This is a genomic window from Methanofollis fontis (assembly GCF_004297185.1).
GTDB lineage: Archaea > Halobacteriota > Methanomicrobia > Methanomicrobiales > Methanofollaceae > Methanofollis > Methanofollis fontis.
This window is the reverse complement of record NZ_PGCL01000001.1, coordinates 450,119-471,182: the sequence shown is the minus strand read 5'-3', so window position 1 is coordinate 471,182 and position 21,064 is coordinate 450,119. Positions and strand designations below refer to the sequence as shown.

The following is a 21,064-nucleotide window of genomic DNA, read 5'->3' as shown; positions in this document are numbered from 1 at the left end:
GGACAGAAACGCTTATTGTCGCCCCTTCCCTTCCATCTGAAGGGGGTCAGGCGCCGGTCGATTAAAGACCCCGGGAGAGCGTTTATGGACAATAAAGAGATGAAATCATGCCAGAGCTGCGGGATGCCGATGCAATCCCCATCTGATTTCGGCACCAAAGCGGACGGATCGCCATCGGAGGACTACTGCACCTACTGCTACCAGGGCGGCGCCTTCACCGAGCCCGATATCACCATGGAGGAGATGGCAGAGAAGGGCGGGGCGATCATGGCGGAGATGTACGAGATCCCGATCGAGAATGCGAAACGTTTCGCTCTCGAACAACTCTCCTGCCTGAAGCGGTGGGCCGGACGGGAGGTCCCGTCCTGCGGGAGCTGCGGGATGCCGATGCGCTCGCCCGGGGAGTTCGGCACCGGGGCGGACGGGTCACCCTCGAAGGACTACTGCACCCACTGCTACCGGGACGGCGCCTTCGTCGAGCCCGAGCTGACCCTCGATGCGGCGGTGGAGCGGTATGCCCCGATGATGGCCGGGCACCTCGATATGCCCCTCGAGCGGGCGAGGGAGATGGTGCGGCAGTACCTCTCGACGCTGCCCCGCTGGCGGGTGTGAGAGGAGGGATTCACGGATCCGGGGTTCTGCACCAGAGAGGTTTATCCCGGACCGCCACCGATGCGGTGCGTGCGATCCTCCAGGTCGCCTTCGACCGCTTCCCGATCTGCCGCCTCCAGGCGGGAGTGTTCCAGGAGAACCGGGCGTCGTGATGGACGAATATCTCTATGCCCTGCTGAGGGAGGGGTGACCCCACCGGCGGGTGCACAAACCCGGCAGAAACCATTTTTAAGAGATCACCGGAAAAATCATTTTTGACGCCACACCTGTCACCGACGGCACCGCACGGCCACCATATCCCTCCTGCCGCATGCCAGATTTTCATACCGTTCGCGCACAGGAGGGGCAGCAAGTGCCGGCTAAAAAACCACACACATGCACTATCCAGCGAATATACTCTGTATCTCTCAGCAACGACCGGCCCGAATGACGGGTACCCTTTTCATACATTACCTTTATCTTTTCCGGGCCGAACCATGCACCCATCCCGCGAGCCGCGGTCCTCGCCACTCCCCACAGGATATCCGGCCCTCCCCATCTCGTGGGGGACATTCAGCAGGTGAGATACGGAATGAAGAAATATCTATGGCCGGGGACTGTTGCGCTCATATTCGCCGCCGCTTTTCTTGCGGCGCCGGCGGCAGGACTGCTCACCGGCACCGAGACGATGATCTGCACCGACCCGGCAGAACAGTCCAGGCCAGCGATCCAGGGCGACCTGATCGTCTGGGAGGACGGTCGCAACGGCGACACCGACATCTACCTCTTCGACATCTGTAGCGGCGAGGAGATGCGGGTGACCACCGATACGGACCGCCAGAACTTTCCAGCGGTCTGGGGGCGCCGGGTCGTCTGGACGGACGAGCGCAACGGCAACCGCGACATCTACCTCTACGATACCGCCACGGGAGAGGAGAGACAGATGACCTGGAGTGCTGCGGCACAGGCCTATCCGGCGATCCGGGAGGACCGCATCGTCTGGATGGACTGGAGTGGCGGCAACTGGGACCTCGTCCTCTACGATCTCGGCAGGGATGAAGAGCGATGGGTGACCGCCGATTCGGCGGACCAGGCGTATCCGGTGATCTGGGAGGACCGGATCGTCTGGAAGGACGAGCGCAACGGCAACGACGACATCTACCTCTACGATATCGGCAGGGATGAGGAGATCCGGGTGACCTCGAATACGGCGAAGCAGGACCATCCGGCGATCTGGGGCGACCGCATCGTCTGGGAGGACTATCGCAGCGGCGACGCCGACATCTACCTCTACGACATCTGCACCGGCGAGGAGATGCAGGTGACCTCGAATGCGGCGAATCAGACCAATCCGGCGATCTGGGGCGACCTCATCGTCTGGGAGGACGAGCGCAACGGTAACCCCGACATCTACCTCTACGACATCGGCAGGGATGAGGAGGTGCGGGTGACCACGAGTGCGGCGGCAGAGACCAATCCGGCGATCTGGGATGGGCGGATCGTCTATGAACGCTGCGCCGGCAGCACCGACATCTGCCTCTTCGAGATCGGCGGCTGCATTGCGGCCTCCATCGACATCGACCCCGACACCCTGAACCTCAAGAGCAACCGACGCTCTGTCACGGCGTACATCGAACTGCCAGCCGGCTATGACCCGGCAGAGATCGACGTCGCCTCCTGCTCTCTCGACTGCACCCACGGAACCTTCCCGGTGCTCACCGGCGCCCCCTCCTGCGTGGGCGATCACGACCGGGACGGCGTGGCCGACCTGATGGTAAAGTTCGGCCTGCGGGAGAAGGAAGATGAGGACGTGACGGTGAATTGCAGGCCCGATGACCGGTTCGAGGACGTCACCATGACGCTCAGCGGCCTGATGAACGACGGCACGCCGTTCTCGGGCCAGGACACCGTCAGGATGCGGGTGTAGCCCGGACGGTGTGAATCGACGGACAGAGGGGCCATTCCCCTCACCCCCTCCTCGACGCACGGGAGAAGAGTGCCATCCCCACATCGGCCGGGAGCCAGACCCCCGGTTCCCGCAAACCCGATGCGATCATCGACGCCGGGTGCGGGCACTCGATCCCCCCGGCGTTGAGGGTGCCGGCGATGCGGTGGAGCACCAGCGTCCAGGTGCGAAAAGCAGCGGGCCAGTCCCCCGGATCTGAGGGTTCCGCCCGGAGGTCGATGAGGCGGCAGATCCCCCCGTCCGCACCGAAGGCCCGGACGAGGGGGGTGTCGAGGGCGCCGAATACTGACGGGACGGCGAAACGAAGCATTTTGCTGCAATAGACCGGCCCGAACCCCCTGATCTGGCCCTGTAGCCCCTCCATCAGGGCATCGGCGTTCTCCGCGAGAGCGGGGGCCGGCGCCCCATTGGCGTAGAGCGGGAGGTCCAGGATCCTCTCACAGCGGATGCCCAGGGGATCGGGCAGCCCGCCCCAGATCGCCACGTTCATGGCATGGAGGTAGCCGAGCCTGTTCTGGCGGGCGGCATTCGAGAGGGTCCATTCGAGGGTGCGGATCCCCGGAAACCCGCCCATCCAGGAATCGGCCTTCCAGCGGTAGTCCTGGTATGCGGCGGCAAGGTCCACATCGGCGAGAAGGCGGTCGATCTCCCGGCAGAGATCCGGGGGGAGGTCCGCCATCAGGGCGATACCTCCGCCTCGGCGATCCGCCGGACGTTCCGGGGATACTTCAGCCGGTAGTCGATCCTGACCGGGCGGGCCAGGCGGTCCTCGATCCGCGGCCCGAGATACCCCCGCACATACTCGCCGACGGTGGCGGTGAACTGCACGACGTCCCCCTGCCTGAGGGTGCCGGCGGCGTCGAAACCGGCGGTGTAGTTGATCCAGATGTGGTCGGCGAGGGGACGGCCATCCGGGCCCCGCAGGTCCCTGAGCAGGACGGTCCTGCCGGCGGTTCCGGCCTTCCGATAGGTGCCATACGTCCAGAACACAGCGGTAAAGGCGGTTCTTCTCTCATTCAATCCCTGGAGTGCTGTCCTCATACCTTTCTCTCTCAGAGGGTATGCCCGGGCGCAACCTTCAATACCTTCACATGTATATTGTGACCATTGTGACCCCGGTGAACATACGCTCAGGTCTCTCAGAGACGGTCCACATCATCCCGCTCGGGCACGAGATCGACCGGGCGGTGAAGCCCTTCACCAGGACGCGGGCGGACCGCGCCTATGTGCTGACGGTCCCGAAAGCCGCCGACCTCGATCCGGAGATGAACAACAAGCAGCAGTTTTTCCTGGATCGGGTGATCGAGGAACTACAGGGCTTCGGGATCCCGGTCACCTTCGTGCCGGTGAACATGTTCTCGATCCCGGACGTGATGCGGGTGATCGCCCGGATCATCCGCACCGAGCAGGAGGTAGGCAACCGGGTGCTGGTGAATATGTCCTCGTGCGGCAGGAAGACCTCGGTGGCGGTGACACTGGCGGCGATGGTCCACGACGCCGCGGTCTATTATGTGAGTGCCGACCGCTATGCCTCGAGCGGGGGCCCGGAGGACGAGCGCCGCCACGGTCTCTCGGTCGTCGAGGAGGTGAGGACCGAGATGTTCCAGAACTTCCGGATCATGATGCCCAAACACGAGAACCTCCTGCTTCTCGCCGAACTCTACCGGCGGAGGCATGAGGGGGACGGGAGGATGGAGAGCGATATGATCATCGAGTTTTTCCATGAGAGCGGGGTCTACGGGTTTTCCAGCGACGACCTTCCCCCGAAGAAAAACCGCGGCTATGAACCGGGCGGGCGGAAACGGGCGCTGCTGAACCGGATCAACCGGGGCTTTCTGGAGGAGCTCGAACGGCAGGGCTATGTGGAGCGGATCAGGGAGGGGCGCCGGTTCTCGATCAGGATCACCGAGGCTGGCGAGTATATTGCGTGTGTGAGCGGGCTTCTGGAGGATTGAGGGAGGGGCGGCGCCGCGTATGCCCGCGTGGCCCCCGCCGGTATCTGCCGATCATGGATGCATTCCGCCACCAGGACATCCGGCCGAACCCGAAATGCGGCCTTCTCCGACGCCGACGCCGGACGTCCTGCGGCAGTTTCAACCCGCTCCTGATGGCGGCCCGAAAGATCGAAGGGTTATATGAAAGGTCCGAAGGAGTAAATCGGGCGAATCCGTTCTTTTTTCGGGGGGGCAGATACCGGTATGCCAGGAGGGGATCGCCGGGCCGGGGATCCGGTTCCCATCGCGCATAGTACCACTCCCTGATGATCCGGAAAGAGGCGTACACCTGCTCCAGGGTGTCATCGATGGATTCGTCAACCTCCTTTTCGGCACGGATCTCCGCCACCTGATCGAAATAATCGAGGTTTGAATCGAGGATCCCGCGCACGAAATCCCTCAATGGCAGTTTGATGGCCCGGTCTTTTCGCCCGTCGTCCCATGACTCATACCGGATGCAGAGCATCTCCTCATCCCCGGTCGGATAGAGGCCGACATCATAGACGCATTCACCGAAACTGATCTTCCTGAGGTCGTCGGCATTGTTTGAAATTGAATATTCAAGGTCTTTTTTCCTGTCGCCCAGCCGTTCGGTGTCGATATGCCCCAATGACTGGTATATGGAAAGAAACGTATCCCAGACCCATGAGCGAATGCCGGACTTCGGCGGTATGGTCGTCTCCCCGATGACCAGGCGGACCTCCGGTTCGGCATATGACTCCCGGATATGGTCACGGTAATACTGCCTGTCCCATTCAAGGCGTATCCTGACCGGGGGGGCGGGGGGAGGCGGCGTCAATCGATCAGCATTGTCGTTCCCCCGGCATAAGGGAATCGGATCGCCATTCATTTCACCCGTATCTGCCATTTCCTTTCCCGTGGTCGGCTGGGTCTCCGGTTTCACCGTCGACACAATAACCGAATGGAAAAAACCGAGCGAAACGCCCAGCCACAGCAGCATAAATAGTTCTGCCGCCCGGGCGCCCCCCATGCCCAGAACAGTCCATCACTGCCCATAACAGCACATCGAATCCTGAAACCGGATGGTTTAAACCACTCCTCCTCCTGACATATCATCCATTGAATATCTGATGGCCCATGGACCGTAAGAACGAACCCCCCACCAGAAAGAAACAGACGCCGGAGGAGTCAGTGAGCCAGATCCTGATCAGGGCCATCGAACAATGGGAAACCCAGGGACGACGGCATAAGCGGTCCGGCTGAGACCGAACACACCCTTCCAGATTCCGGCCCAATTCGCGCCGATTTCCGCCCGTTTTCCCGCCCTTTTCGTCCCCTCTTCCCACCATTCCGACCCATCGCTCCTGATCACGCTCACGCACCCCCAGAACTCCAGATGAAACGGCGCCATTTCTCCTCAAATCCCAAAAATACCCCCAGAACACCCCGATCCGAAAAACCGCCCACACTATCGAGATTAAAGCGCTCAAAATCGAAAACTACGCCCAGAATAGAGAGATTGCCGCACAGGAGAAGAAGGGGAAAGATCCCCCCTCAGTTCAGGGCCGCGACCCCGTCCGCCCAGGTCTCGACGGTGGCGAGGATGGCGTCGTCCTCATACGAGGTGATCCGCACGCTCTCGCGGGCGAAGGTGACGTAATAGGTCTCCCCGTTGGCGTCATGGCACCGCAGCTGGCAGCTGAAGGCGTCGGCGTCCGGGTTCCGGACGGCGTCTCCTCCAAGCGCCGCCTCAAGGGCGGCGTTGGCGGCGAGTTCGGTGGCGGCGGCGTTGAACCCGGACATATCCGGGGCCTTTGCGCTCACCGACCCCACGACGCTGCCCTCGCCGTCCTCGTAGTTCACCCGAACGGTGTAGGACTGGCGGTTGCGCTCCACGCCCGGGTGGGTGGCCCCACCCTGCACATACTCCACGCACCCCCAGGGGTTGGTGGCGATCACGTCGGCGATGATCCCCTCGAAGGTCGCAATATCGGCGATTGCGGCCGGGATCTGCCGGACGGCGGTCTTGGTGTTGCTGGTCTCGACAAAGTCTGCCATGGTTTGGTACTCCTGCCAGCATGCTCCCGGGTGCATGACAGGCACACCACAATATTACCATAAGTAATATTAATCTGCCTTATCAACACTGTATCGAGCATGGAGGAGCGCAGCACCCGGGAGGTGGTGGCCGAGACCGCCCGGGACGTGAAATGGATCTGCCGGACGCTTGCACGGATGGAGGAGCAGGGCGACCGGACCGAGGAGCGCCTCCGCTCCCTGGAGGGCTGGCAGAGCGAAAAGGTGGGGGAGGCACGGCGGGACAGGCAGATCGCCGCCGGAGCAGGGGGAGTTGTGGGGGGAGCGGTGGCGATCGTGCTGCAGATGATGGGGTGGGGGTAAGGGGCAGCGGCGCCCCCGACCAATAACGCTATTTTCTGAGTGATAGCGCCACACATTTGTGAATTGAACAATTATTTTAGATAATATCACCTAAAGAGATGGCAAACAAATAAAAATCATTATATAATATTGGCCTGTATCCACACACCATACGGCGACATGAATAATCCGCAAAAAATAGTGCACGCGGAATGTTGCCGGCCCATCTCCGGACCACCAGAGGATGTGATGTGGTGTATACGATCTGCTATACTGATCATGATGAAGACTCCCTTGCCGCAGTGAAGGACTATCTTGAAACCAGTGGAAGTTTCTCTGCAGAAACCGCAACAACAGCAGCAGACGGACTGGGCATCCTGAACAACCGCGCCGTCGATGCCGTCATATGCGGGCGCCTGCCGGAGATGGACGGGATCACCTTCCTGCAGGAGGTCCGTTCACGCCACGGCGACCTTCCCTTCATCTTCTTCTCAGAGAACGGGCAGGAAGAGGCCATTCTCGAAGCGCTCAGGTGCGGGGCGGACTTCTGTCTCCAGAAGAGGGATGACCGGCGTATCCGGTGCACCGAACTCCTGCAGACGCTACGCCTGGCCGTGGGGGCACGGAGGGGCGACAGGGCGGAGATTGAGCACCTGCACCGGGCAGAGGAGTGTGCGGGCGTCGGCATCCGCGAATACGATCCTGCGGCCGGGACCGTCCGGGAGTCGGAGATCGAGGCATGCGTCCCGGAGTGGGAGGGGATACACCATGAGCTGACCGGTCTGGATGAGCAGGCGACCGACGGCACCCTTGAATTCTCCGTGACCCCGGCAGACGGTTCCGGCCCCAGGGTTGTCCGCTCGGTCAACCAGATCACCCGGAACCCTGGAGGGGATCAGGCACAGGTCATGAGCATCGTCCATGACGACACGGAGAGCAGATCGACAGAGCGGGCTTTTCGGAGCACAATCAGGAACATCGTGGGTTCGGTCGGGCTTGAGTCCCTGGACCGCATCACCGAGAGTGTCGCCTCCTGGCTCGAGGCGGACTGCGTGATGATCGGGGAGATCATGCCGTGCAACACGCGAGTCCGGGTGCTCTCCATGATGCTCGACGGCGAGCATGTCCGGGACTTTTCGTATGACCTGAAGGGGTCCCCATGCGAGAATGTCACCGAAAAGGGCTACTGCATATACCCGAAAAATGCCGTGAAGCTGTTCCCGACGGCCAAGGACATGGTGGAACTGAATGTCCAGGGCTATGTGGGCACCGCCATGCGCAACTCCCGGGGGCAGGTGATGGGGATCCTCTGTGTGCTCACCCGGCGCCCCCTCCGTACTCCACCGGCCCTTCAGGAGATCATCGACCTGATCGCCGTAAAAGCGGTGGCAGAGATCGAGCGCAAACGATCAGATGAGGCAATACAGAAGGCCCGGCGGATGCTCGCCGATGCGATGGACCTTGCCCGCCTCGCAAACTGGGAATATGAGGTTTCAGAAAGCGTTTTTACCGTCGATGGCCGCTTTTATTCCCTGTATGGCGCCACCGCAGGGCAGGAGGGCGCCACCCGGATGGCGCTTGAGACCTATCTCCGGGAATTCGTCCACCCCGAAGACCGGGACATGGTCGCCACCGAACTGAATACCGCCGCATGTGCGACCGATCCCTGCTACCTGGCCCTCTGCAATCACCGGGTTGTTCGGCGGGACGGCGAGCATAGGCACATCGCCATGCGTATCGGGGTCACCACCGACGAGCAGGGCAGGGCGATGACATTGCATGGGGCAAACCAGGACATCACCGAACTCAAACTCGCCGAGCAGGCACTCCTTCAGGCAAACCATAAGGTCAACCTGCTCTCGAGCATCACCCGCCATGACATCCTGAACCAGATCCAGATCATCAGCGGGTACCTGGAAATCGCACACTGCAAGAGCGGGGATGCGGAGCTGGACAGGATATTTGCCATTCTCAAGGAGTCCACCCGGAACATCCAGCAGCAGATTGAGTTCACCAGGGTCTACCAGGACCTCGGGACCCATGAACCGCAATGGCAGTCCCTGGAGGCGGTCCTGCAAAATCTGCCGGCCCCACGCCGGATTGACCTCTCCAGCGACCTCAACGGCATCGAAGTATATGCCGATCCGATCCTCGAGAAGGTGTTCTACAACCTCATGGACAACTCCCTCCAGCACGGGGGGGAGGTGTCGGCGGTCCATGTCTCCGCGGTGGAGGAAGAGGGAGGTGCACTCGTCGTCTGGGAGGATGACGGCAGGGGCATCCCGACCGAAGAGAAGACGAAGATATTCACAAAGGGATACGGGAAGAATACCGGATTCGGCCTCTTTCTCATCTGCGAGATCCTCGCCATCACCGGGATCACGATCCGGGAGAACGGGGAACCGGGGAAGGGTGCACGCTTCGAGATCGCGGTGCCAAAACAGGCCTATCGGCGGGCATAATCCCCTCCACGGGGCTGGGGGGGGCTCAACCCTGCCGGCGACGGCGTTCAATTCCATATACATTCCAGGGGGTATACCGCCCATGTCCCGGGCCTTCCCGAAAATCCGAGCAGGTCGAGAACCGCGGTATGAGGCGGACCTGCAATTGAACGCTCTTCTCTCCAGTCCGTCGGGCTGTTCATCCACCACATTCACTTTCACCCCCCGCCCGCCTCCCCTTTTTCTCTTGCCCGATGGATGGACTCACCATGACATCCATCCCCCTCATGGCCGACCAGACGCTCTTCAGGAACCCGGAGGTCTTCGAGGTCACCCACCTCCCGGAGACCTTCAACCACCGCCACGCCCAGATGCAGGAACTGGCCTTCGCCCTCCGCCCCACTCTGGACGGCGGCAGCCCCCTCAACACGGTGCTCCGCGGCCCGCCCGGCACCGGCAAGACCACGGCCGTCCACCGGATCTTCGCCGGGGTCGGGGAGGTCTGCGAGCGGGTGGCGCCGGTGCTCATCCCCTGCCACTGCGACCAGACGCCCCGTGCGGTCTTCGCCCGGATCTACGCCGCCCTCTCCGGTCACCCCCTCCCGGATGCCGGCGTTCCGCTCCGGCGGATCACGGAGCGGATCGCAGACAACCTGACCGGGCGGGGGGCGGTGCTCGTCGTCTGCCTGGACGACGCCGGCGAACTCATCCCGAACGGCGTGCTGGACGATGTGCTCACCGCCCTCCTCCGCATGCACGAGGGGTATCCGGGCACAAAGGCCGGGGTGTTCCTGACGCTCTCCGGCATGGACCCCGACCTCTCCCGCTGCCTCACCCCCTCGACCCTCTCGGTGCTGCATGCCTCCGAAGTCTTTTTTCCGCCCTATTCCCGGCAGGAGATCCGGGGGATCCTCGCCGACCGCATCCGGGCCGGCCTCTACCCCGGCGTGGTGCCGCCGGCCGTGCTTGACCTGATGGCGGAACGGACGGACGCCTGTGGGGACCTCCGGGTGGGGCTGGACATGGTGCGGCGGGCGGCGGGAGCGGCCGAGAGGGCGGGGCGAAGGGCGGTGACGGCGGAGGACGTGCACGCCGCCCATGCGGCATCCCGGCACCTCCGCCTGGAGATGGCCGTCGATTCCCTGGACGCCGCCGACCGGGAGGTGCTCGATGCGGTGCTCTCGATCTGGCGGGAGGGAGAGGAAGAGACGAGATCCGGGACCGTCTATGAGCGCCTCTGCGACCGGGATGCGATGAGTTATTCGGCGTTCTATAGCCGCCTCCGCAAACTCGAGCACCTCCGGCTGGTGGACATTGTGATGTGGCGGGGACGGGGGAACAGCCGGATGATCCTGCCCGGGGAAGGGGTGGAGGAGGCGATGGAGGGGGCATTCGCGGTGTGACGCCCTACGCGGGGTCCAGTTTCACCACTCTGGCGTCATAACATCCATGGTTGCCGCTCACGCCACTGTCGATCGACCAGATCCTTCAGGCGAGAATACCTGTCAGAGGTCTGGTGGATGCCTCATACATCCTCTTCTGCTCTGGCAGGCGTGCCGTCCGGTCCCGGGGTGTCGGGACGTGCCTTCATTTCGGCTTTCTGACGGTTTTTTCAGGCAGAGACCCCGGAGATCCGGCGTATGACCGATTTCATCTCCTCCACCGTCCCGCCGTCCACCACCATGATCACACCGGTGTAGACAAGGGCCCCGAGGACGATCGCGGAGACGAGAGCGACACCGCCGGGTATCCACCCCTCGCTGATCATCAGGAATGCCCGGACGGCGGCGACCATCACCCCCGACCCGACGGCCGCAGGGAGGAGGGCGCCAGCGAGGGCGGCATAATTCAGCCCGATGATCCGGTTGGCGATGGTCTGGATGACAAAGAAGAGTCCGCAGAACGCCAGCGTAACGGCGGCGGCAACGCCGGTGATGCCGGCGCCCATCCCCAGATAGATCGCCAAGGAGATGGTCGGGAGGGAGAGGATCTCATAGCGCACATAGAGGTCGGGGCGGCCCATGCCCATCAGCACCGGGTTCGCATTGGCCTCGACCGATTTGAGGATCCCGTAGACGGAGAGGATCTGCAGGGGGAGCACCATGGGCGCCCACTTCTCCCCGATGGCGAGGGGAATGAAGACCGGTGCGACGACGGCAAGCCCGGCGAGCATGGGGAAGGTCAGCAGCGAGGTGTACCTGACGGTCTTGAGGTAGCCGCGGATGATCTGTCTGGTGTCGTCCTGGATGGCCGAGAAGGCCGGGAAGGTCACCCTCCCGATGATCCGGGAGACCCGACTGAACGGGAAGACGGCCATCTGGAAGGCGAGGGTGTAGAGGCCGAGGGAGGTGGCGTCCAGGAATTTTGCGATGAGGAAATAGTCGATGTTCGAGCCGATATAGCCCAGGACCTGCGAGGCCATTGCGTTCCTGCCGTAGCCGAAGAGGTCCAGGAAACTCTCCCGGTCCGGGGACCTCTGCGGACGCCAGGGGCAGAGCACCCACAGCAGGGCCGAACTCCCCAGAATCGCCAGCACCGAACCGAAGACCAGGCTCCAGACGCCATAGCCCAGAAAGGCCAGGACCAGGGAGACGACGCCCCCGATACCGGCCGTCCAGACCTCGGTGGCGGCGATCTTCCGGAAGTCGATCCGCTTCATCAGCAGCGTCCTGTGGACGATGCCGAACGACCCGAAGATGAAATTCAGGGAGAGCACGACGATGATCGGTGCCAGCAGGGGTTCGCCGAAAAAGGCGGCGATGGACGGGGAGGCGAGCAGGCCCACCGCAAAGAGGGCGGCACCGAGTGCGAGGCCCACCCAGAAGGCGGTGGAGAGGTGCCGTTCTGTGATCCCTTTTTTCTGGATGATGGCGGCGCTCAGGCCGACGTCGTTGACGGTCTCGATGAGCATGGTGAACACGAGCGCCATCCCGAGGATGCCGAAATCTTCGGGGACGAGGAGGCGGGCAAGCAGGATCTTGACGAGAAACTGGAATCCCTGGGATACCACCTGCGATATGCCTGACCAGCTGATCCCCCTGACGGTCTGGATTTCAAGGCTCAATCGGATCCCCCCCTCCGAGCACACCCCCCGGGTGCAACCGGGTGGCGAGCAGTGTAGAGCGCACGATGCTATTTAAGGATTGTGCTGGAGTCCCAGCGACGGAACACTGAAATTTGAATATTCACAGACCGAAATGCAATTTACAGAGCCTTGAGGCGGATTTCGCCTTTCGTGTGAGGACGTCGGTGAACGGCGGGGCGATCATCCGGGAGAAGCCCTTCAGGTCCAGGTCCCTGGTGACGCCGAACCGGGCGATGCTGTAGGGGTCGGAGCCCGCGGCCGGGCGGGAGTTCACCTCCAGGGCGCAGGCGTATCCCGCATCCCTGGCGGCACGGGTCTCCCTGGCGGCGTATTTCCCCCAGGGGTAGGAGAGGGAGAGGAAGGTCTCCCCGAGCCCGATGAGCGCCTCCCGAGACATCTCCAGTTCGGCCCGGAGCGCTCCGGGCTCGAGCAGGGGGAGGTTTGCATGGGAGTGGGTGTGGCTCCCGAGCCCGATGCCGCACGAACGGATGGAGCGGACGTCGTCTTCGTCCATCAGGCGGGCGTCGGGGGAGTGGCAGTTGAACGTCGCCCGCCCCCCGAGCATGCCGGTGACCAGGAAGACGGTGGCCGGGACACCGAAGTCTTCGAGCACCGGGACCGCCTCCTCGAGGACGTCCTGATAACCGTCGTCGAAGGTGACGACCGCCTGCCCCCGGAGGGCGGGGTCGCCGGCCGCGAGCGCCTTCACCAGGGAGGGGAGGGGGACGATATCGTAGCCCGCCTCCAGGAGCCAGGCGATCTGGACGCCGAAGTCCTGCCGTGAGACGGCGAAGGGGTCCGTGGGTGCGTGTGCGGTGACGGAGTGGTACATGACGACAACAGGGCCGGGAGGGCGCCGGAATGTGAACGGCATCAGATTATCTCCTCACGTCAACCGCCTGCTTTGCGCATATTCGAATGTCTCGCTCCGTGGTCGGGGGGGAGACCCGACCTCCCGCCGGCACCATCGCACTCGACAGAGATCAGATATTCCCTATATAATAGTATCTCCATGCCGCCCTGACCCCCGGCGCCCTTGGAGGGGTGCCCCTTTGATCAGGGGGGCGAAGGCGCTTTTCTGCGGTTTTCTCTGGATTCTGGAGCGAAGATTTTGATAGGATAGGAAAATGGAGTGTTGGTGGGGGTTTTCGTATTTCAGGTAGCCCGGTTCAGGGGTTTTAAGGAGTCCAGCCCATATCGTCCGTGAGATGATGCAGAATGCCGACAAGACTCCCTGATGGTGAATTCGTCGTCGCTGTGCTCCATCATCTGTCGCAGGAGGCCTGCCTTGAAATGGTTTTTTGAATGGTTTTGATGGATCGCTTTCCGGCGTTCTGTTCACGCTGTTGTTCTCGATGGAGCCGAAGCAGGTCTCCCCGGCCTTCCCCGATGCACCTGATCGTTGATGATGAACCTCTGGAAAAAGAGAGAAATGGGCATGCACACGGACATCAGTAGGGGGTATCAGCCCGGCCGTGTGATGAGGGAGTTCGATCCCACAGAGATGACGTTACCAGCCCCGCCGCATCTCCATCATATCGAATGATTTCAGCAGCGACTTATCACCATGAATGAGACGGAGCCCGAGTTCCAGTGTCTGTTGGGCCTCGGCCAGTACCTCCCCGTCACGCTCCCGACCGACCAGCCTCCTGATCGAATCGACCGCCATCTGGTGGGCCGGAAAATAGGGCGATTCTTTCCACGCCCGTCTTCCCTCTGAGAAATGAGCAACAATTAACTCCGTGGGTATATTTTCGATACTGCCCAATCCGACGAACGGCGGTGAGAACCTGTTGTAATCTTCATGCATCATCTCACGAAAACTCTGGAGCGCCGCCTTTCGCACCTCTGGGTCCCGATCGGAGATGAGCGGGATGAGGTTGTAATAATAATGGTGATCCCACCACCGGACCAGAGATGCTTGTGCTTCAATCGCTGCGGACTTTCGTGTTTCCGGATCCTTGCTCTTCAGCCTGGCGACATTATCGGTTATTCTGGCGTATTGTTCATCCAGGTCTTTTCTCTTCTCCTGCGCCTCCGCACGCTTCTTTTTCCAGGATTCCAGGAACCCCCCGAGAATGCCGGCCATGTCGCCACATCTCCGAGATCTGTCATAAATATATGGGGACCAGGGATTAGCGATCTCTCTTCAGGGGGCAGGAAGGGGAACTCCCACCAAACAGTCAGAATTTCAGGTTTCGGATCGGTAAAAGACAAAACAACCACCTTCATATATCAATCACGAAAAATAGAACCTCATGGAACTTTTTCCTGGAATCTATGAGCAATTAATCAACGAATATCTCCAATCAAAACTATCCTCGCTCAGAACCGATCAGAGATGGTACACCGACACCATCGGGCACTATGATCCCCAGTCCATCCTCTCCCGCTATATCCATACGATTGTTGAAGATGCCCTCCGCACCGCAGACGAAAAACATCGGTCCCTGGCAGATCAGATCGCCATCTGCAATGGCATCGTCGCCCATCTTGCCGATGTCATCGGTGACGATCACCTCCACCACTGCAAAATCACCGATGACGCCGAACTCCTGCTCGCCATCCTGGACCCTGATCTTTCCACAACCCTGGATCAGCAGACCATCCCCCGACCCGAGACCTCCATCTCTCAGGGCAGTCTCTTCACCGGGTCCCCCAGGGAACCCGGACTCGTGTATGAGCTCAAAAAGGAGATCAGAAGTGCGGACCGCATCGACCTTCTCATCTCATTCATCAAGTGGAGCGGTATTCGCCTGATCATCGACGATTTAAAGGAGTTCGTCAAACACGGCACCCTGCGGGTGATCACAACATCCTATATCGGCGCAACCGACATAAAGGCGGTTGAGACCCTCTCTCGCCTGAAAAACACCACCGTCAAGGTATCATATGACACCGAGAGGACCCGCCTCCATGCAAAATCCTACATCTTTCACCGGAAAAGCGGATTTTCTACCGCATACATCGGTTCGTCGAACCTCTCGAGTTCAGCGGTCACAAGCGGTCTGGAATGGAACGTGAAGGTGACGCAGCAGGACTCGGCGCATATCATCAGAAAGATCGACGCAACCTTCGAGACCTACTGGAATGATCCAGAGTTCATCACCTATACCGATGCGAGCAGAGACCACCTCATCCGCTCCCTCTCAAAAGAGACGAAAGACGATTCCGGGGTAACAACGGTCTTCGATATCCAGCCCTACCACTTCCAGAAGGAGATCCTCGAACAGATAAAGGCCGAACGAGAACTCCATCACAATTTCAAAAACCTCATCGTTGCAGCGACAGGCACAGGAAAAACGGTCATATCAGCATTCGACTACAAAGATCTCACGTCCAAAGCGGGGCACTACCCCCGCCTGCTGTTTGTCGCCCACCGTGAGGAGATCCTCAAGCAGAGCATCAACGTATTCCGGGGGATCCTCAAGGACCCCAATTTCGGGGACCTCCTGGTCGGGGGAAACGAACCCACCCAGATCGAGCATCTGTTCACGTCCATCCAGAGTCTCAACAGCAGGGACCTGATCCAGCGCACACGACCCGATTTTTATGATGTGATCATCATCGATGAGTTCCATCATGCAGCGGCACCCTCCTATCAGCGTCTCCTCTCCCACTACACGCCTCAGGTCCTTGTCGGTCTCACCGCCACCCCTGAACGGATGGACGATCTCGACATCTTCCAGTATTTTGATGGCAGAACCACCGCAGAAATCCGCCTGCCCGAGGCGATCAACCGGAAACTCCTCTCACCGTTTCACTATTTCGGGATCACCGATGTGGTGGATCTGGATTCGGTGACCTGGAGGCGCGGATGCTACCAGCCCGGTGAACTCAATGAACTCTATACCGGGAATACAGAACGGGTTGAGCGGATCAAGGAGGCATTACTGGAGTACATCAGCGATATCGACGATACCATCGGCCTTGGTTTCTGTGTCTCCGTCGATCATGCACGGTTTATGGCCGAATCGTTTACACGGGCAGGCATCCCCTCGGCATCGCTCTGTGCCGAGAGTCCAAGAGAAGAGCGCTTTTCCATCCAGAACCGCCTGAAATCACGGGAGATCCACTTCATCTTTGTCGTCGATCTCTACAATGAGGGGGTGGATATCCCTGAGGTAAACACGATCCTCTTCCTGCGTCCGACAGAGAGTCTGACGATATTTGTGCAACAACTCGGGCGGGGACTGAGGCTTGCAGAGGGTAAAGAGTGCCTGACCGTGCTCGACTTTGTCGGACGACACAATGTCCATTATCGGTTCGGGGAGAAGATGATGGCACTCCTCTCCACAAGCGAAAGACCCCTGATCATGCAGGTCCGGGAAAATTCATTTGAACTCCCAAAAGGGTGCCATATCCATCTCGAAAAGGTGGCACAACAGCGGGTGCTTGAGAATATCACCACGGCAACCACCACGCGGCGTTCGTTAATCCGCACCATCCAGGCATTTGAAGAGAGGACCGGCACACCCCTCACCCTGAAAAATTTCATGGCATACCACGCCATAACACCGAGGGAGATCTATAGAAAGGATACCTTCACCGCCCTGGCATGCCAGGCAGGGGTGTGTAAAGACGGGGACGGGGCAGACTCCGCATTCACAAAAAATGCCGCACTGCACCTCAGCACCATCGACTCACCACGATTGATCCGCTTCATTCAGGACCTCTTGAAAGACCCGTTCGGGTATTCCTATGACACCCTCACCGATGCCGAGAGGCGGATGCTCGCGATGGTCTATTATTCCATCCACACCTCTCCACCAGAAACCCACGATATCCCGTCCCTCTTCTCAGATATTGTGGAGAGTGAATGGATCCGTAACGAGGTGTCCGATCTCCTGGACTACAATTTTGAGCAGATCGAGTTCATCCCTGAATCGGTCGATCTGGGTTTCGATTCACCCCTGGAGGTGCATTGTACCTACACACGGGACCAGATCTTCTCTGCCCTCGGGCACCATACCCTGGACGCCAGACCCTCACAGGGGAGTCGGGAAGGCGTGCTCCATCTCCGGGACAAACAGATTGATGCCTTCTTTATCACCCTGAACAAGACCGAGGAGCACTATTCCCCCACCACCATGTACCAGGATTATGCCGTCTCTGAATCCCTGTTTCACTGGCAATCACAGAGCACCACATCTGCATCCTCGCCGACCGGAGAGCGCTACATCCACCACGAGGAGAGAGGCAACCGGATCCTGCTCTTTGTCCGGGAGTTCAAAAAGGTCGACAACCTGGCAGAGCCCTACATCTTCCTCGGGACGGCACGCTATGTCTCCCATGAGGGCACCCGCCCCATGAGCATCCTCTGGGAACTCGACCGCCCCATGCCGCCGGGGTTGTTTGTGCGGGCGAACAAGACGGTGATCGGGTAGGAAGGGGCGCCAATCGGATCCACCCCCACCACCCAGGTGTTCATCCGGATACTTTTTTCCGTACAGGGGATACAATGGGAACCAATGACCCGCTGGATCGGCACCTCCACCCGTGAGAACGCAGACATCGTGATGAAAAAGGAAGTCTGGGGCGTCTCAAAAAAGGACATCAACCAGATCAACCGGATCAGGCCGGGCGACACCCTGCTCCTCTATGTCGGGCAGAAGACGATCGACCGGGAGACCACCCTCCCCCCGGCCATCATCGGGTGCTTCGAGATCGTCTCCGGCGTCTCCCATGACACCACCCCGATCTTCACCGTTCCCAGAAAACTCGGGAACGAGGTCTTCCCGCTGCGGGTCAGGCTGAAGACGGTGGAGGTCTTCGAACCCCCGGTGGAGTTCGAGCCCCTGATCCCTCGCATGGCGTTCATCGCCGACAAAAAGCAGTGGTCCGGGCAGAACGGAGGACAGACGATGCGGGCGATCACCGAGGAGGACCACTCCTATATCATGAAGGCGGCCAGGACGCCGCGGGACTGAAGGACACCACCACCCTCCCTGCGTTCCACTCCCGCACCGCCCTCGCATAACACCCCTCGCAGAGCACGGTCAGTCCGTCCGCAGAGCGAAACGCCGCCCGCCCCTCCCCGCAGAGGGAGCAGCGCCCGAGATCGGTCGAGACCCGCGAGAAATCGGCGTGGTCCAGCACGCCGGGGAGGGTCGTCACCTACTTCCCGTTTGCACCTGTGCACCTGTTTGCACCGGCGTGCACTCCTGGAGTGTAAACAAACGGGCGGCTCCTGTTGGGTGGATCCTCGATCCCGCCCTGATCACCCCGATCATCCCGGTCATGTGCACTCTGGCGCAGATCGCACACACACCCACCCGCAGACGTGGGGGGATCGGGTGGGGTGTGTGCTTCCCCATCTGAGTGCAATGTACTATTATAGGAGAGAGAGATCTCTCTTCTCTTTAGAATCTACAGTCCGAGCCCGCTCCTCCGTTCCCGATCTTTGCACTTCTCCGGTGCAACTTCGGTGCAAACGGGGTGCAAAAGTGTCATCGTCAGGCGGGTCGGGATCGATCCAGATCTGCCCCCCGGACGCCCACCGGCGGTAGGCCGCCGGGTCGAAGGCGTAGTGGTGCTCGCGCCGCCGTTGTTGTAGCCGTGCAGGATCCGCCAGGTCTGGTGATAGGAGAGCCCCGGGGCCTCCTGGAGCATGCGGATCGTGAACTGCTTCCAGCCCATCGCCTCGACCGTCGCCGCCGGATCGTGATCGCATACATATGGCGCCCGCCCCGCCGGATCAGCACCTCCCGGATCGTCCCGCCGAAACGGCGGATCTCGGTCGAGAGGGCGATCGGCAGCAGGTAGAGGGGCACCGGACCGGCGGTGCTCGTCTCGTCGCGGGCGGCGGTCCCTGATCCGGTGGTGGCGCACAGGGGTTCATGGGGGCTGCCGCATCGTTCGTTTCCACCCCCCTCTCCGGGGGGGCCTGCATGGTTCTCTTTCATGTTCTGTTCCTCGTGTGCGGGAATCTCCCGCACCAATGGAACGGTGAGCGCAGGGGGATATAAATGGGACCCTATGGCGCCGAAAGGGGAAAATCAATCCTATTTATGCGCTTCTTATGAAGGCACGGCACGCCCGTCGCCGCACTGCAAAGGGGCGGGAGAAGAGGGCGATGATTCGGGCAGGAAATATACAAAACAAAATATTTTGGCCGGGGAAGGGCCCTCTGCGCACCTATCCCTCAGCCGCAAGATCGATGGAGAAGTGCTCCGCCGACAGCACATCCATGTCCGCCGCCGCCCCGTCGCAGACGACCGCCGGGAACTGGCGGACCGGCCTGAACACCACCGCATCATCCGGGATGGCGGGGTCCATCGGCGCATCCACATCTGTCTGGATGACCAGACGGGCCGGGTCCAGGCGGTCGGCATAGTAGGTCTTGAAGCGCTCCCGCTCCTCCTCCGGGATCGCCACCCAGTCGGCGATCTCCGCCACCGTGGTGTCGCAGGGCACCCAGCCATATCCCTCGATATAATATTCCGCCCAGAAATGCGTCCCCGGCGTCTCCGCCAGGAGCATCTGGTAGCCGCCGGCCGCCCTCGCCGGGATCCCGAGCGAACGGCAGAGCGCCGCAAACAGCATGCTCTGGGTCCCGCAGTCGCCGTGCCCGGTGGCGAGCATGTAGGACGACTCCGCCACCTTCGGTTCGACGGTGTCCAGGGAGGCGTGCGGGACCTGGCTGTACGGGTAGGTGTCGATGATAGAGCGGTAGACGGCGTGGACCGCCAGGCAGGGGTTTGTCTCGTTCCCGGCGATCGACGCCGCCAGGTCCCGCACCCCGTCCGTGACCTCGATGTTCCGGGAGGAGGAGGTGTAGAGGATATAATCCGGGTCGCTCGTGTCGTAGTCCAGGACAGAGGCCGGATCGACCTCGAAGATCTGCTCGTACGAGGTGAAGGCGATATCGGCGCTGATGACCAGGTCGCCGTCCAGGGCCTCTATGGGGACCTCGTAATAGACGTAGCCGATCCGCCCCTCGGTCACCGGTCCGGTTACGATATACTCGGGATGGGAGAGGTTGGCGACTGAGACATCCTGCTGGGAGTCGGTTTCCAGGGGGAGGGGGAACCAGACCCGCAGGGTGCCGTTCACCGGGAGGGAATCGGCCGGCAGGTCCAGGCGTTCGGTGCCGGCATACCTGACCGGGTTGCGGTACGGCAGGGCGCCCTCCTGGGCCTCTGCCAGGGCATACCTGGATGTATAGTCGAAATCGACCACCCTGTCGGCGATGGGGTGGAGGCGTTCGGGGTGTGCATACAGGAAGTCGATGGCGATGTTCTCATAGTAGAGCACCTCCCCGTCGGAGCGGATCGTCTGGGCACGCCCGTCCAGCCATTGATCCATCTCGGGCGCCGTGAGGTTCGGGACCTTCTGCCGCATCTCCGCTTCCGCCGCCGAACGGTTGAACGGGAACTCGATCACCGCCCGTGTCGCCCGGAACATGCCGTTCCGATCGGCGAGGGCGCCGTCCGCATCCCCTGCCGCCAGGGAGCGGGCATACGCCTGTTCGTAGAGGTCGGCGGCCGTGCGGTAGTTGCCGTCGGCCATCTCCGTCGCCGCCCGGACGGAGAGGTCGTCTCCGTCACCGCCGTCTGGTGCGGAGAGGCAGCCGGCGCCCCCGCAGAGGAGGAGGAGCAGGAGGAGAATTGCGGGATGATTCGGGCACATGATGGGTGGTGGGCCA

The 21,064-nt window shown here is 61.1% G+C and carries 20 protein-coding genes; 10 read left to right on the top strand and 10 right to left on the bottom strand.

Features of this window, described 5'->3' with window-relative positions:
- The first annotated feature begins 84 nt into the window (after positions 1-84).
- The 3 genes from CUJ86_RS02270 to CUJ86_RS02260 all read left to right on the top strand — a co-directional run bounded on the left by CUJ86_RS02270 (position 85) and on the right by CUJ86_RS02260 (position 2,518).
- Positions 85-612 (top strand): zinc ribbon domain-containing protein, encoded by a 528-nt coding sequence (locus CUJ86_RS02270; protein WP_235855546.1) that lies wholly within the window; start codon positions 85-87, stop codon positions 610-612.
- A complete protein-coding gene (locus CUJ86_RS11955; RefSeq protein WP_207231372.1) occupies positions 609-764 on the top strand; it encodes a hypothetical protein in 156 nt (51 codons plus the stop codon). The genes CUJ86_RS02270 and CUJ86_RS11955 overlap by 4 nt, the downstream gene beginning before the upstream one ends.
- Positions 765-1,183: 419 nt before the next feature.
- Positions 1,184-2,518, top strand: coding sequence for a hypothetical protein (locus CUJ86_RS02260; RefSeq protein WP_130645933.1), 1,335 nt, complete (start codon positions 1,184-1,186; stop codon positions 2,516-2,518).
- A 40-nt stretch (positions 2,519-2,558) separates the two neighbouring features.
- Here CUJ86_RS02260 and CUJ86_RS02255 read toward each other — a convergent pair whose 3' ends face one another.
- Positions 2,559-3,236, bottom strand: coding sequence for a hypothetical protein (locus CUJ86_RS02255; RefSeq protein ID WP_130645932.1), 678 nt, complete (start codon positions 3,234-3,236; stop codon positions 2,559-2,561).
- On the bottom strand, positions 3,236-3,598 hold the full coding sequence (locus CUJ86_RS02250) for a hypothetical protein (protein ID WP_130645931.1): 363 nt from the start codon (positions 3,596-3,598) through the stop codon (positions 3,236-3,238). Before CUJ86_RS02250 ends, CUJ86_RS02255 begins: the two co-directional genes overlap by 1 nt.
- Positions 3,599-3,675: 77 nt before the next feature.
- On the opposite strand from CUJ86_RS02250, the gene CUJ86_RS02245 reads away from it, so the two are divergent.
- Positions 3,676-4,512, top strand: a complete 837-nt coding sequence (locus CUJ86_RS02245; protein ID WP_235855545.1) for an HFX_2341 family transcriptional regulator domain-containing protein — start codon at positions 3,676-3,678, stop codon at positions 4,510-4,512.
- On the opposite strand, the gene CUJ86_RS02240 is transcribed toward CUJ86_RS02245, so the two are convergent.
- The gene (locus CUJ86_RS02240; RefSeq protein WP_130645929.1) at positions 4,460-5,512 is read right to left on the bottom strand and encodes a hypothetical protein; all 1,053 of its coding nucleotides are present in this window, start codon (positions 5,510-5,512) and stop codon (positions 4,460-4,462) included. The genes CUJ86_RS02245 and CUJ86_RS02240 overlap by 53 nt on opposite strands.
- 137 nt (positions 5,513-5,649) lie before the next feature.
- Here CUJ86_RS02240 and CUJ86_RS12250 point away from each other — a divergent pair, with 137 nt between their 5' ends.
- The gene (locus CUJ86_RS12250) at positions 5,650-5,775 is read left to right on the top strand and encodes a hypothetical protein (protein ID WP_268878233.1); all 126 of its coding nucleotides are present in this window, start codon (positions 5,650-5,652) and stop codon (positions 5,773-5,775) included.
- Positions 5,776-6,066: 291 nt separating this feature from the next.
- Here the strand turns inward: CUJ86_RS12250 and CUJ86_RS02235 are convergent, their stop codons facing one another.
- A complete protein-coding gene (locus CUJ86_RS02235; protein WP_165394738.1) occupies positions 6,067-6,570 on the bottom strand; it encodes a hypothetical protein in 504 nt (167 codons plus the stop codon).
- Between the two features lie 99 nt (positions 6,571-6,669).
- Between CUJ86_RS02235 and CUJ86_RS02230 the strand changes: the two genes are divergently transcribed.
- The 3 genes from CUJ86_RS02230 to CUJ86_RS02220 all read left to right on the top strand — a co-directional run bounded on the left by CUJ86_RS02230 (position 6,670) and on the right by CUJ86_RS02220 (position 10,735).
- Positions 6,670-6,912 carry a hypothetical protein gene (locus tag CUJ86_RS02230; RefSeq protein WP_130645927.1) on the top strand — a complete coding sequence of 81 codons (243 nt, stop codon included), beginning with the start codon at positions 6,670-6,672 and terminating at the stop codon, positions 6,910-6,912.
- Positions 6,913-7,142: 230 nt separating this feature from the next.
- Positions 7,143-9,353, top strand: coding sequence for a hybrid sensor histidine kinase/response regulator (locus tag CUJ86_RS02225; protein ID WP_165394737.1), 2,211 nt, complete (start codon positions 7,143-7,145; stop codon positions 9,351-9,353).
- 248 nt (positions 9,354-9,601) lie between these two features.
- Complete coding sequence (locus CUJ86_RS02220) at positions 9,602-10,735, top strand: ORC1-type DNA replication protein (protein ID WP_130645925.1); 1,134 nt, start codon at positions 9,602-9,604, stop codon at positions 10,733-10,735.
- Between the two features lie 209 nt (positions 10,736-10,944).
- Here CUJ86_RS02220 and CUJ86_RS02215 read toward each other — a convergent pair whose 3' ends face one another.
- The 3 genes from CUJ86_RS02215 to CUJ86_RS02205 form a co-directional block, all read right to left on the bottom strand.
- Positions 10,945-12,396 (bottom strand): MOP flippase family protein, encoded by a 1,452-nt coding sequence (locus CUJ86_RS02215; protein ID WP_165394736.1) that lies wholly within the window; start codon positions 12,394-12,396, stop codon positions 10,945-10,947.
- A gap of 121 nt (positions 12,397-12,517) precedes the next feature.
- Complete coding sequence (locus tag CUJ86_RS02210) at positions 12,518-13,291, bottom strand: polysaccharide deacetylase family protein (protein WP_130645923.1); 774 nt, start codon at positions 13,289-13,291, stop codon at positions 12,518-12,520.
- 636 nt (positions 13,292-13,927) lie between these two features.
- Entirely contained in the window at positions 13,928-14,506 is a 579-nt protein-coding gene (locus tag CUJ86_RS02205) for a HEAT repeat domain-containing protein (RefSeq protein ID WP_130645922.1), read from the bottom strand.
- 169 nt (positions 14,507-14,675) lie between these two features.
- Between CUJ86_RS02205 and CUJ86_RS02200 the strand changes: the two genes are divergently transcribed.
- Both CUJ86_RS02200 and CUJ86_RS02195 read left to right on the top strand, forming a co-directional pair.
- Positions 14,676-17,804: a DUF3427 domain-containing protein gene (locus CUJ86_RS02200; protein WP_130645921.1), complete on the top strand. Its 3,129-nt coding sequence runs from the start codon at positions 14,676-14,678 to the stop codon at positions 17,802-17,804.
- An 84-nt stretch (positions 17,805-17,888) separates the two neighbouring features.
- Positions 17,889-18,347 carry an EVE domain-containing protein gene (locus CUJ86_RS02195; RefSeq protein ID WP_130645920.1) on the top strand — a complete coding sequence of 153 codons (459 nt, stop codon included), beginning with the start codon at positions 17,889-17,891 and terminating at the stop codon, positions 18,345-18,347.
- Here CUJ86_RS02195 and CUJ86_RS02190 read toward each other — a convergent pair.
- From CUJ86_RS02190 to CUJ86_RS02180, 3 genes are all read right to left on the bottom strand, one after another.
- Entirely contained in the window at positions 18,316-18,534 is a 219-nt protein-coding gene (locus CUJ86_RS02190; protein ID WP_207231371.1) for a hypothetical protein, read from the bottom strand. The genes CUJ86_RS02195 and CUJ86_RS02190 overlap by 32 nt on opposite strands.
- A gap of 338 nt (positions 18,535-18,872) precedes the next feature.
- Positions 18,873-19,355, bottom strand: coding sequence for a hypothetical protein (locus CUJ86_RS02185; RefSeq protein WP_130645919.1), 483 nt, complete (start codon positions 19,353-19,355; stop codon positions 18,873-18,875).
- A gap of 199 nt (positions 19,356-19,554) precedes the next feature.
- A complete protein-coding gene (locus CUJ86_RS02180) occupies positions 19,555-21,048 on the bottom strand; it encodes a transglutaminase-like domain-containing protein (protein ID WP_130645918.1) in 1,494 nt (497 codons plus the stop codon).
- Positions 21,049-21,064: the final 16 nt, after the last annotated feature.